11 protein-coding genes are annotated in these 11896 nt (G+C 70.0%); 7 read left to right on the plus strand and 4 right to left on the minus strand.

Translation table 11 applies throughout. The features are described 5' to 3' along the window. Nucleotides 1–13 precede the first annotated feature (13 nt). The gene (locus IE278_RS04425) at nucleotides 14–1069 is read right to left on the minus strand and encodes a LacI family DNA-binding transcriptional regulator (RefSeq protein ID WP_189768823.1); all 1056 of its coding nucleotides are present in this window, start codon (nucleotides 1067–1069) and stop codon (nucleotides 14–16) included. Between the two features lie 158 nt (nucleotides 1070–1227). On the opposite strand from IE278_RS04425, the gene IE278_RS04430 reads away from it, so the two are divergent. The 5 genes from IE278_RS04430 to IE278_RS04450 all read left to right on the plus strand — a co-directional run bounded on the left by IE278_RS04430 (nucleotide 1228) and on the right by IE278_RS04450 (nucleotide 6606). Further along, the gene (locus tag IE278_RS04430; protein WP_189768824.1) at nucleotides 1228–2385 is read left to right on the plus strand and encodes a Gfo/Idh/MocA family protein; all 1158 of its coding nucleotides are present in this window, start codon (nucleotides 1228–1230) and stop codon (nucleotides 2383–2385) included. 73 nt (nucleotides 2386–2458) lie between these two features. Next, complete coding sequence (locus IE278_RS04435) at nucleotides 2459–3145, plus strand: formylglycine-generating enzyme family protein (RefSeq protein WP_246569832.1); 687 nt, start codon at nucleotides 2459–2461, stop codon at nucleotides 3143–3145. Nucleotides 3146–3553: 408 nt separating this feature from the next. Further along, nucleotides 3554–4957: a Si-specific NAD(P)(+) transhydrogenase gene (gene sthA, locus IE278_RS04440; protein ID WP_189768826.1), complete on the plus strand. Its 1404-nt coding sequence runs from the start codon at nucleotides 3554–3556 to the stop codon at nucleotides 4955–4957. 85 nt (nucleotides 4958–5042) lie between these two features. Further along, complete coding sequence (locus IE278_RS04445; protein ID WP_189768828.1) at nucleotides 5043–5663, plus strand: L-threonylcarbamoyladenylate synthase; 621 nt, start codon at nucleotides 5043–5045, stop codon at nucleotides 5661–5663. Nucleotides 5664–5787: 124 nt separating this feature from the next. Next, nucleotides 5788–6606 carry a sulfite exporter TauE/SafE family protein gene (locus IE278_RS04450; protein WP_189768830.1) on the plus strand — a complete coding sequence of 273 codons (819 nt, stop codon included), beginning with the start codon at nucleotides 5788–5790 and terminating at the stop codon, nucleotides 6604–6606. A gap of 13 nt (nucleotides 6607–6619) precedes the next feature. On the opposite strand, the gene IE278_RS04455 is transcribed toward IE278_RS04450, so the two are convergent. From IE278_RS04455 to IE278_RS04465, 3 genes are all read right to left on the minus strand, one after another. Beyond that, nucleotides 6620–7282, minus strand: coding sequence for an NUDIX domain-containing protein (locus IE278_RS04455; RefSeq protein ID WP_189769113.1), 663 nt, complete (start codon nucleotides 7280–7282; stop codon nucleotides 6620–6622). Nucleotides 7283–7367: 85 nt separating this feature from the next. Further along, a complete protein-coding gene (locus tag IE278_RS04460; protein WP_246569835.1) occupies nucleotides 7368–8195 on the minus strand; it encodes a fibronectin type III domain-containing protein in 828 nt (275 codons plus the stop codon). A gap of 10 nt (nucleotides 8196–8205) precedes the next feature. Further along, entirely contained in the window at nucleotides 8206–8811 is a 606-nt protein-coding gene (locus IE278_RS04465) for a hypothetical protein (RefSeq protein WP_189768832.1), read from the minus strand. A 323-nt stretch (nucleotides 8812–9134) separates the two neighbouring features. Here IE278_RS04465 and IE278_RS04470 point away from each other — a divergent pair, with 323 nt between their 5' ends. Together IE278_RS04470 and IE278_RS04475 are read left to right on the plus strand one after the other, a co-directional pair. Further along, nucleotides 9135–11192 carry a discoidin domain-containing protein gene (locus IE278_RS04470; protein WP_246569838.1) on the plus strand — a complete coding sequence of 686 codons (2058 nt, stop codon included), beginning with the start codon at nucleotides 9135–9137 and terminating at the stop codon, nucleotides 11190–11192. A 48-nt stretch (nucleotides 11193–11240) separates the two neighbouring features. Further along, nucleotides 11241–11849, plus strand: a complete 609-nt coding sequence (locus IE278_RS04475; RefSeq protein ID WP_189768836.1) for a TetR/AcrR family transcriptional regulator — start codon at nucleotides 11241–11243, stop codon at nucleotides 11847–11849. Nucleotides 11850–11896: the final 47 nt, after the last annotated feature.

The following is an 11896-nucleotide window of genomic DNA, read 5'->3' on the forward strand; positions in this document are numbered from 1 at the left end:
ACACGCCCCTTTCTCAGATGTGCCGCCGGTCGTCCGAGGGTGCCGCGGTCGTGCCCCGCACTTCCAGGACAGGTGTGCTGAGGACGACCTCGGCGGGACGCGCGGGGTCGGCGATACGGTCGAGGAGGCACTGGGCGGCGCGGCGGCCGACGTCGTGGCCGGCGCTGTCCACGGTGGTGAGCCAGAGGTGGCGCAGTCGGGCGAGGTAGGTGTTGTCGTAGCCGACCAGGGAGAGGTCGCGGGGCACCTGGAGGCCGAGTTCCTCGGCGGCCGACAGCGCGCCGACGCAGGCGATGTCGTTGAAGGCGAACACGGCGGTGGGCCGCCGTTTGGCGCTGAGCAGCCGGACCGTGGCCCGGTAGCCGCCCTCCTCTGTGAGGTCGCCCTGTTCCACGACGGCCGTGTCGCCCAGGCCGTGTTCGCGCATGACGGTCTCGAAGCTGCGGCGGCGCAGTTCGCCGACCATCCCCTGTCCGGCGATGTGGGCGATGTGCCGGTGGCCGAGCCCGATGAGGTGTTCGGTGGCGAGGCGGGCACCGTACTCGTCGTCGTTGGCGACGATGTCCGCGCGGGGCAGCACCGGCTCGCGGGCGCCCGCGACGACGGTCGGCAGCCGCCCGGCCGCCGTACGCAGCATCTCGGGACCGGGCAGCGTGCCGACCGCGATGAGACCGTCGACCCGCAGGTCCGTGAACATCCGGGTGAGGTCCTCGCCGAGCCGCCGGTTCAGATGGCCGTCGGCGAGGAGCATGTGCAGACCGTGGGCGTCCAGCAGGGAGTTGAGGCCGTCCAGCAGTTCCACGAACCAGGGGTTGCGCATGTCGTTCAGGAGCACGCCCACCATGGGGGTGCCGCCCGACCTGGCGTGGTCGAGGGCCTGCGGGTGGGCGCGCCGCTCGCTGAGGCTGCGCGCGGCGGCGTTGGGCCGGTAGCCGAGCTCCTCGACGGCGGCCAGGACGGCCTGCCGCTTCTCGGGGCGCACCCGGTCGGAGCCGCGCAGCACGAGCGAGACCAGGGATTTCGACACTCCGGCCCGTTCGGCGACATCGCGGATCGTCGGTGGTCTCATGAAATGGACCGTTCCATACGACGTGATGGAAAGTCAAAGGGGTTGACACCTGCTACGACGAACTCCAGTGTGATCCGGAACGGCCATGGACCGATCCAAAAGCAATCACCCAGAGCAATCACCAGAGCAATCCGAAACCGATCCGAAGAGGGACATTCATGGGGAGTACGCTCGGCGTCGCCGTCGTGGGGTTCGGCTGGATGGGGCGGGTGCACACCCAGGCGTACGCGCGCGTGCCGCACCACTTCCCGGGGCTGTCCGTACGGCCGGAACTGATCGCGGTCGCCGACGAGGTGCCCGGCCGGGCCGAGGAGGCCGCCGCGCGGTACGGGTTCGCCACGGCGGCCCGGGACTGGCGTGAGATCGCAGCCGACCCCCGGGTCCAGGCGGTGAGTGTCGCCGCTCCGAACTTCCTGCACCGCGAGATCGGCGTCGCCATGGCCGAGGCGGGCAAACACCTGTGGATCGAGAAGCCGGTCGGTCTCACCGCCGAGGACGCGCGGGCCGTCGCGGGTGCCGTCGCCAAGGCGGGCGTCCAGGGCACGGTCGGCTTCAACTACCGCAACGCGCCCGCCGTCGCGGCCGCCCGCGAACTGATCGCCTCCGGTGAGATCGGCACGCTCACGCACGTCCGTATCCGCCTCTTCAGCGACTACGCCGCCCATCCGGAGGGCGCCCTGACGTGGCGTTACGAGCGTGAGCGCGGCGGCAGCGGAGTGCTCGGCGACCTCGCCTCGCACGGCGTGGACCTGGCCCGCTTCCTGCTGGGCGAGATCGCGTCGCTGACCGCCGACACGGCCGTCTTCGTCCCCGAGCGGGCCCGGCCCACGGGCGCCACCGCCGGCCACGCCCGGTCCTCGGGCGGCGAGTTGGGTCCGGTCGAGAACGAGGACTACGTGTCCTGTCTGCTGCGCTTCGCCTCCGGCGCCCGCGGTGTCCTGGAGGCCTGCCGGGTCTCGGTCGGCGAGCAGAACAACTACGGCTTCGAGATCCACGGCACCAAGGGCGCGGTCTCCTGGGACTTCCGTCGTATGGGTGAACTCGGTGTCAGCCGCGGCACGTCGTTCCAGGACCAGCCCGTCAGCACGCTGTATGTCGGTCCGGGGCACGGCGAGTACGCCGCCTTCCAGCCGGGCTCGGCCAACAGCATGGGCTACGACGATCTCAAGGTCGTCGAGGCGTACAACTTCCTGCGCTCCATCGACGAGGGCACGCCGTACGGCGCCACGCTGGATGATGCCGTCCACAGCGCAACTGCCCTGGACGCCATGGCCCGTTCCGCCGAGCACGGCGGCTGGGTGAGCCCGGGGGACTGAGTCTGGCATAAGCCCGCGGTACGTGCCGCCACGCGCCGTGGGCCCACCGGATCGTCAGTAGGATTGCCTGCTCATGGACACACGCCAGGTGTACGAGATGATCGCTGTCCCGCCGGGGCAGGTCACGCTGTCGGACCGGCGGACGCGGCGCAGTTGGTCGGTCGAGCTCGCGCCCTACCGGCTCGGGGCCTTCCCGGTCACGCAGGCGCTGTACGCGCGGGTCTCGGGCCTGTGGCCGAGCAGCGCCGACGGGGACCAGCTGCCCGTCGAGGGCGTCTCGTGGTGGGACGCGGTGCGGTTCTGCAACGCCCTGTCGATACGGGAGGGGCTCACCCCGGCGTACTCCATCCGTGCTGCCCGCGAGGGCGCCGACTGGGACATCGACTGGGACAGGTCCGCCGACGGCTACCGGCTGCCCACCGAGGCGGAGTGGGAGCACGGCTGCCGGGCGGGTACGCCGGGGCCGCGGTACGGGCCGCTCGACGAGATCGCCTGGTACCGCGACAACTCCCAGGAGCGCGTCCACTCCGTGGGCGGCAAACGGCCCAATCCGTGGGGCCTGCACGACATGCTGGGCAACGTGTGGGACTGGTGCTGGGACGTGTACGACGCCGAGGTCTACGGCGGGTACCGGGTGCTGCGGGGCGGCGGCTGGTTCGACGACCACTGGAGCTGCCGGGCGTCCGTACGCCGCCGCAGCCACCCGGGCTACCAGGTCGACGACGTGGGCTTCCGCGTGGCACGCTCCGCCACACACTGACGGCCGGCCTGACCACCAGCCCTGACGGCGCGGCTGCGGTCGTGACTGCGGTCGTGGCTGCATGGTCCGTTACGCACGGACGGCCGGCCCTGACACCTCGGCCGCGGTCGCCGCTGCACGGTCCGTCACGCACGGACGCACGGACGGATCGGTTGCGGTCGGCGCTGTACTGCGAGGCGGTAAGGGCGGAGCACGCGCAGTTCCCCGCGCCCCTAGGGGGCGCGGGCGAACGAACGCTGCCCCACCGGCCCGCCCCTTCAGGGGCGCGGGGAACTGCGCACAAGCCCCGCAGGGGCTTCTCAGGGGCGGGGGAACTGCGCGAACCACCCCGCCGGCCCCGCCCCTCCCCCCGGCCCGGAGGGCAGACTCACCCTTTCGGGGGACACGCCCGGCTGACACACTCTGGACGTGCGCGACTTCGACTTCCTCGTCATCGGATCCGGCCCGGGCGGCCAGAAGGCCGCCATCGCCGCGGCCAAGCTCGGCCGCCGGGTCGCCGTCGTAGACCGCCCCGACATGGTCGGAGGGGTCTCCATCCACACCGGAACCATCCCCTCGAAGACCTTGCGCGAGGCGGTCCTCTATCTCACCGGTCTCACCCAACGGGACCTGTACGGCCAGAGCTACCGGCTGAAGGAGGACATCACCGTCGCCGACCTGACCGCGCGCACCCAGCACGTGGTCGGCCGCGAGGTGGACGTCATCCGCAGTCAGCTGTCCCGCAACCACGTCTCCCTGTTCGCCGGCACCGGCCGCTTCGTGGACGACCACACGATCGCCCTGCGCGAGGTGACCGGCAACGAGAAGCTGTTGACCGCCGACCACATCGTCATCGCGACCGGCACCAGGCCGGCCAGGCCCGCGACCGTCGAGTTCGACGAGCAGACCATCCTGGACTCCGACAACGTTCTCAACCTGGAGCGGGTCCCCCGTTCCATGGTCATCGTCGGGGCCGGCGTGATCGGCATGGAGTACGCCTCCATGTTCGCCGCCCTCGGCAGCAAGATCACCGTGGTCGAACAGCGCCCCGGCATGCTCGACTTCTGCGACGTCGAGGTGATCGAGTCGCTGAAGTACCACCTCAGGGACCTCGCCGTCACCTTCCGTTTCGGCGAGACGGTCGCCGCGGTCGAACGCCACGCGCGGGGCACGCTCACCGTCCTGGAGAGCGGCAAGAAGATCCCGGCGGACGCCGTGATGTACTCCGCGGGCCGGCAGGGCCTCACCGACGACCTCGACCTCGACAAGGCCGGGCTGTCCGCCGACAGACGCGGCCGCATCAAGGTGGACGAGCACTACCGCACCGAGGTGCCGCACATCTACGCGGTCGGTGACGTCATCGGCTTCCCGGCACTGGCGGCCACCTCGATGGAACAGGGCCGTACGGCGGCGTACCACGCGTGCGGGGAGCCGGTGGCCCGGATGCACGACCTCCAGCCGATCGGCATCTACACGATCCCGGAGATCAGCTTCATCGGGAAGACCGAGGACCAGCTCACCGAGGAGCGCGTGCCGTTCGAGGTCGGCATCTCCCGCTACCGCGAACTGGCCCGGGGCCAGATCATCGGCGACTCGCACGGCATGCTCAAGCTGCTCGTCTCCCCCGACGACCGGAAACTGCTCGGCGTGCACTGCTTCGGTACGGGTGCCACCGAGCTGATCCACATCGGCCAGTCGGTGATGGGCTGCGGCGGGACGGTCGACTACCTGGTCGACGCCGTCTTCAACTACCCGACGCTCGCGGAGTCGTACAAGGTCGCCGCGCTCGACGCCACGAACAAGATCCGGCAGATCGACCGGCTCAGGGACTGAGCCGGTCGATCTGCCCTCAGGGACGGAAGGCGGGGGCCGCGCCCCGCTTCCGCCCCTGGAGGCGCGAGGGGCATAAGCTCTGCGGGTGGCAAAGTACTTCGATGTTCATCCCGAGAATCCGCAGGCGCGGACCATCACCCAGGTCGCCGACTCCATTCGCGCGGGTGCGCTCGTCGTCTATCCCACGGACTCCTGCTTCGCGCTGGGGTGCCAGCTGGGCAGTCGTGACGGTATCGACCGGATCCGCTCCATCCGCCGGCTCGACGACCGTCACCACTTCACGCTGGTGTGCCAGAACTTCGCGCAGCTCGGCCAGTTCGTGCAGGTCGACAACGACGTGTTCCGTGCCATCAAGGCTTCGACCCCCGGCAGTTACACCTTCATCCTCCCCGCGACCAGGGAGGTCCCGCGCAAGCTGCTCCACCCGAAGAAGAAGACGGTCGGCGTCCGTATCCCCGACCATGTGGTCGCCCAGGCCCTGCTCGCCGAGCTGGGTGAGCCGCTGCTGTCCAGCACCCTCCTCCTGCCCGACGAGGAGGAGCCGATGACCCAGGGCTGGGAGATCAAGGAGCGCCTCGACCACTCCGTCGACGCGGTGATCGACTCCGGCGACTGCGGCACCGAGCCGACCACGGTCATCGACTTCTCCAGCGGCGAGGCCGAGATCGTCCGCAAGGGAGCCGGCGACGTCTCACGGTTCGAGTGATCCGTGATCCGTCGCCCGGCCGCGGTGCGGCGCCGCTGCCGCCGTCGACCATGGTGCGGCGCCCGCCGAACCGTCGGCCCTCTAGCGTCTGCCTCATGACCATCAACAGGCAGCGAGGCGTCGCGTGACGCCGTGGGAGGCCGTCGCGGTGTTCGCCGCGGGCGTGGGTGCGGGCGGGGTCAACACCGTGGTCGGTTCCGGCACCCTGATCACCTTTCCCGTGCTGCTCGCCACCGGTCTGCCGCCCGTCACCGCGACGGTCTCGAACGCGCTCGGCCTGGTCCCCGGCGCCATCAGCGGCGCCTTCGGCTACCGCAAGGAGCTGCGCGGTCAGCGGCGGCGCATCCTCAAGCTGAGCGTCGGCGCGTTGGTGGGCGGCTTCACGGGCGCCGTGCTGCTGCTGGCGCTGCCCGCCACCGCCTTCGAAAGGATCGTGCCGGTCGTGGTGGGCATGGCCCTGGTCCTGGTCGCCTTCCAGCCGCTGATCACGAAGCGTCTTCGGCGTCGCCGCACGGAGGTTCGTGCGGCGACCGCGGGGCCGCCGGGGCCGGTCGCGCAGTGCCCCGCGCCCCTGCGGGAGCGCAGCAGTGACGGCGGGCCGCTGCTGTTCGTCGGGCTGACCCTCGCGAGCGTCTACGGCGGCTACTTCGCGGCGGCGCAGGGAATCATCTACATGTCGCTGATGGGGGTGCTCCTGGACGAGACGATGCAACGCCTCACCGCCGTCAAGAACGTCCTCGTCGCCGTCGTCAACACCGTCGCCGCGACCTTCTTCCTCTTCGTCGCGGACTTCGACTGGACTGCCGTCGCCCTGATCGCCGTCGGCTCCGCGATCGGCGGACAGCTCGGGGCCGCGGTGGGCCGGCGCTTCAGCCCCGTGGTCCTGCGGATCCTCATCGTGACGGTCGGCACGGTCGCTCTCGTCCAACTGCTGCTGCGCTGACCGCCGCGTGCGCCTACTTGCTGAACGGTCCTTCCAGCGCCGCCCACTGCAGCAGCATGATGGTCTTGGCGTCGGCGATCTCGCCCGTACGGATCATGCCCAGGGCCTCTCTGAAGGGCAGTTCGACGGTCTCGATGACTTCGCCCTCCTCGTCGAGACCGCCGCCCTCGTGGGTGCGGGTGGCCGGTCCGTAGGAGGCGGCGTAGAAGGTGACGCGCTCGGTGACCGAGCCCGGGCTCATATAGACGTCGAAGACCCGCTCGACCTCGCCGACCGTGTGCCCGGTCTCCTCGATGACCTCGCGGCGTACGGCGACCTCGGGGTGTTCGTCGTCATCGTCCAGCAGACCGCCCGGTGTCTCGACGAGCATGCCGTCGGGGTGTCCGTTGACGTACACCGGATAGCGGAACTGCCGGGTCAGCAGCACGGTTTCGCGTTCCGTGTCGTAGAGCAGGATCGTGGCGCCGTTGCCGCGGTCGTGCGTCTCGCGCTCCTGGGTGGACCAGGTGCCGTCGGCGAGCTGCAGGTCGAACGTCGTGGTGCGCTCCACGTACCAGTGGCAGGACAGCAGGGTCACGTCCCGCACCTTGACCCGGGGGTTCCCCGTCAGGTCGAGACCGACCCGGTCGAGTCCGGTACGGCCCCTGCGGTCCGGTGTGTCGATGCCCGCGGTCACCGTGCGCCGGCCGGGGAGGAGGTGCGGATGGAACAAATGGTCATGTCCTGCTTCTACCATCCCGGTCCCGCCCCTGTCAGGCGCGTCATTGATCAGCGGAGGCCCCGGTGGTCAGCCGGACCACGTTCGACAGCGCGCCGTGCGTGAACGCCCGGACGCGGTAGGACCCCTGTTTCTCGGTGGGCAGGGTGATCAGTCCCGCGGAATTGACGTCGGGTTCGAAGACGGCGACCGGCGCGTAGCCGGAGTCGTCCCCGGAGCCCTCGTCGGAGTCCCCGGGGATACGGGACTCCAGCAGGAACCCCTTCTCGTCGGAGGCGTGGTCCGTCCATGTGAACAGAATGCCGTTCGCATGCTTGACCACAGCCTTGAACCCGGTGGGCGCTCCGGCACCCGTGGGCCGCAGCGGCCGGCCCGGGGAGGTCCGCTCCGGGTCCTTGCGGGCGGGCAGCCAGTCATGGCCGACGTCCTCGTCCGCCGCCGTCAGCCCGCCCGCGGGCAGGGAGACGTCCACCGGCTTCGAAACGGGACCGGCGAAGGCACGCAGCCGGTAGTGGAAGGTCGTGTGCGGCATCAGATCGGGGTGCCGGTAGCTCGTCACCTGGGGCGGCAGATACTGCAGAACGGTGTACGGGCCCGCCGCGTCCGTCGCGAATTCGAGGATGTGGCCGGACGCGCCCGGACCGCCGCCGCCCTGCCAGCGCAGGTCGATGTCCGTGGGCGAGGTGCGCTCGGCGCGGAGCACGACGCCCGGGGCCGCACCCGCCGTGCCTGTCGTGCCCGCCTCGCCCGCCGTTCGGGGCGTGCCTGGCGTGCGGGGCGTGTCGCAGGCCGACAGCGCCGGCCCGATGACGAGCAGGGAAAGGGCCAGGACCAGTGCTGTCGGCGCCGCGCCGCGTACGGGAACTCTCATGTGCTCGCTGCTACTTGCGCCAGAAGTGGACGTTGCTCCACACGACGGTGGCCGGGCCGTTGCCGCTGTTGGTGCGGTAGGCGCCGAACTTGTCGTAGAAGCTGCCGCCGGGGCTGGCGTAGGTGTGTTTGAGCGAGCCGTTGATGTAGGTGCGGTGCGAAGTACCGACCTGGTGGACGGTGTTGACCCGGACGGTGGCGCCGACGGTACCGGCGTTGGAGAGGGTGTCGCCTCCGTGGACCGCGTACAGCCGTCCGCCGCGTTCGGCGGCGAGCATGAAGTAGGGGCCCGCCGCGGACTCGTTGAACGTCTGCTTGAGGCTGATCCGGGTGCCGCTGAGGCTGCTGATGCGGAAGTAGCCCTCGAACTGGCGGGTGCCGCCGGTGTAGGTGGCGTACCGGCGCTCGGCCCGCTGGTCTCCACTGGCCGTGGAGCAGGTGAGCTGGAAGGTCAGCCCGTCGACCTGGCCGCAGCCGCGCTCCTGCACGGTGTAGGTGGGCGAGACGGATGTCCAGCCGCCGGGTTCCACTTCGGCGAAGGCGTTCGGGGCGGCGGCCAGGAGGGAGGATGCGCACACCGCGCCGGTCACGGTGAGCGCTCTGAAGCGCGTGAGCATGTCGGCTCCTTGAGTGGGGGGTCGCTGACCGCTCAATTTCACATATATAAACATTGACTGTGTTTTTGAACGGCTGACTTGGAAGGTAGGACTAGACCAAGTGCGCGTCAAGAGGTGCGTACGTGCGGGTCGGTGAGAGCTGGCCGCACCCCGCGGCGGCGCCGCAAAATGTCACCGCCCGCGCCCCTTACGGGGCCCGACGATCCATCAGGTCATCCGTCCCGGACTCTTGACTCTGCTCTCGGCGGTCGGGATTCTCGTCGCAGCGTTTGCACGAGTCATGACAAGTAGCGTGCCGCCGACCGAAGACGTGGGTGATGATCATGACCCGACAGCCCCTCCACCGGCGCCGGCCGCTCACGGTCCTGTCGCTGCTGCTCGTCGTGATGGCCATGGCGCTCGGTCCCACGCCCAGTTCCGCCGCCGGGACGGACTGGTGGGACCCGACCGCGCGGCCCGCCCCCGACTCGCAGATCAACGTCACGGGAGAACCCTTCAAGGGCACGGACTCCCAGGGCGAGGTACGCGGGTTCGTCGACGCGCACAACCACATCATGGCCAACGAGGCCTTCGGCGGGCGGCTCATCTGCGGCAAGCCCTTCTCGGAGGCGGGGGTCGCCGACGCCCTCAAGGACTGTCCCGAGCACTACCCCGACGGTTCGCTGGCCATCTTCGACTTCATCACCAACGGCGGTGACGGCAAGCACGATCCGGACGGCTGGCCCACGTTCAAGGACTGGCCCGCCCATGACTCGCTGACCCACCAGCAGAACTACTACGCCTGGGTCGAGCGGGCCTGGCGCGGCGGCCAGCGCGTCCTCGTCAACGACCTCGTCACCAACGGCGTGATCTGCTCGGTCTACCCCTTCAAGGACCGCAGTTGCGACGAGATGACCTCGATCCGGTTGCAGGCGAAGCTGACCTACGACATGCAGGACTACATCGACGCGATGTACGGCGGGCCGGGCAAGGGCTGGTTCCGGATCGTCACCGACAGCGCGCAGGCCCGCGAGGTCGCCCAGCAGGGCAAACTCGCCGTCGTCCTGGGCGTGGAGACGTCCGAACCCTTCGGCTGCAAGCAGATCCTGGACATCGCGCAGTGCGACAAGGCCGACATCGACGCCGGGCTCGACGAGTTGTACGACCTCGGCGTGCGCAGCATGTTCCTGTGCCACAAGTTCGACAACGCCCTGTGCGGGGTCCGGTTCGACGAGGGCGGCCTCGGTACGGCGATCAACGTCGGCCAGTTCCTGTCGACGGGCACCTTCTGGCAGACGGAGAAGTGCACGGGCCCTCAGCACGACAACCCCATCGGGGGCGCGGCGGCGCCGGGCGCCGAGAAGGAACTGCCCCCGGGTGTCGACGTACCGACGTACGACGAGGACGCGCAGTGCAACAAGCGCGGGCTCACCGATCTCGGTGAGTACGCCGTGCGCGGGCTGATGAAGCGCAAGATGATGCTGGAGATCGACCACATGGGCGTCAAGGCCACCGGCCGGGCCCTCGACATCTTCGAGTCCGAGTCCTACCCCGGCGTGATCTCCTCGCACAGCTGGATGGACCTGAACTGGACCGAGCGGGTCTACCGCCTCGGCGGCTTCATCGCCCAGTACATGCACGGCTCCGAGCAGTTCGGCGCGGAGGCCGCGCGGACGAAGGCCCTGCGCGACAAGTACGACGTGGGCTACGGCTACGGCACCGACATGAACGGCGTCGGCGGCTGGCCCGCCCCGCGGGGCGCGGACACCTCGAACCCCGTGCGGTATCCGTTCCGCAGCACCGACGGCGGGGCCGTGCTCGACCGGCAGACCACCGGGCAGCGCACCTGGGACATCAACGCCGACGGCGCCGCCCACTACGGGCTCGTCCCGGACTGGATCGAGGACATCCGGCTGGTCGCGGGCCAGGGCGTCGTGGACGACCTGTTCCGGGGCGCCGAGTCCTACCTCGACACCTGGGGCGCGTCCGAGCGGCACCAGGCGGGGGTGAACCTCGCCAAGGGCGCGCCCGCGTCGGCCAGTTCGTCGGAGTCGGGCATCTTCACCAGTTACGCGCCCGGCCGGGCCGTGGACGGCGACCGGGGCACCCGCTGGGCCAGCGACTGGAGCGACGACCAGTGGCTGCGGATCGACCTCGGCTCCACCAGCACGGTCAGGCACGTCACCCTCGACTGGGAGCGCGCCTACGCGAAGTCGTACCGCGTGGAGGTCTCCACGAACGGCACCGACTGGCAGTCCGTGTGGTCCACCACCGCCGGGGACGGCGGCCTGGACACGGCCCGCTTCTCCGGCGTACCCGCCCGCCATGTGCGGGTCCACGGGCTCGATCGCGGTACGGACTGGGGGTACTCCCTGTACGAGGTGGGCGTCCACACCAGCTGACCCCCCGCAGGGCGCACACCAGGAACGAGCAGGCGCGAAAGGGACCACATGGCACGGATGCCGTCGGCCGAGCGGCGCCGTCAGCTCACCGAGGCGGCCATCCGCGTGATGACCCGGGACGGCGTCCCCAGGACGACGACCCGGTCCATCGCGGCCGAGGCGGGCGTGTCACTGAGCGTCTTCCACTACTGCTTCGACTCCAAGCAGGCGCTGATCGAGTCGGTCATCGAGACGATCACCGGTCACTCCGTCACGGTGGTGCGCGAGGCGATCCGGCCGAAGGCCACCCTGCGGGAGACGGTCGCGGCCGGCTTCCGCGCCTACTGGGACCATGTGGCCGCCCACCCGGGCGAACACATGCTCACGTACGAGCTGACGCAATATGCTCTGCGGCAGCCGGGGTTCGAGCATCTGGCCCGACGGCAGTACGAGCTGTACTCCGACACGTACGCCGAACTCATCCGGCAGCTCGGCCGCGAGATGGATTTCGCGCTGCGCGTGCCTGTTCCGGTGCTGGCCCGCTATCTGGCCGCCATGACCGACGGGCTGACTCTCAACTACCTCGTGCTCGGCGGCGACTCGGCGTGGGCGGACGTGCTCGACACGATCACCGACCATGTGGCCGGGCTCGTACGCGACACGGACGAGGTCACTTGAACCTGCGGGTTCGGTGAGGGGGCCGGCCGCGCCCCTCGGCGGAGCCG

The organism is Streptomyces tauricus, from assembly GCF_014650955.1.
Lineage (GTDB): Bacteria > Actinomycetota > Actinomycetes > Streptomycetales > Streptomycetaceae > Streptomyces > Streptomyces tauricus.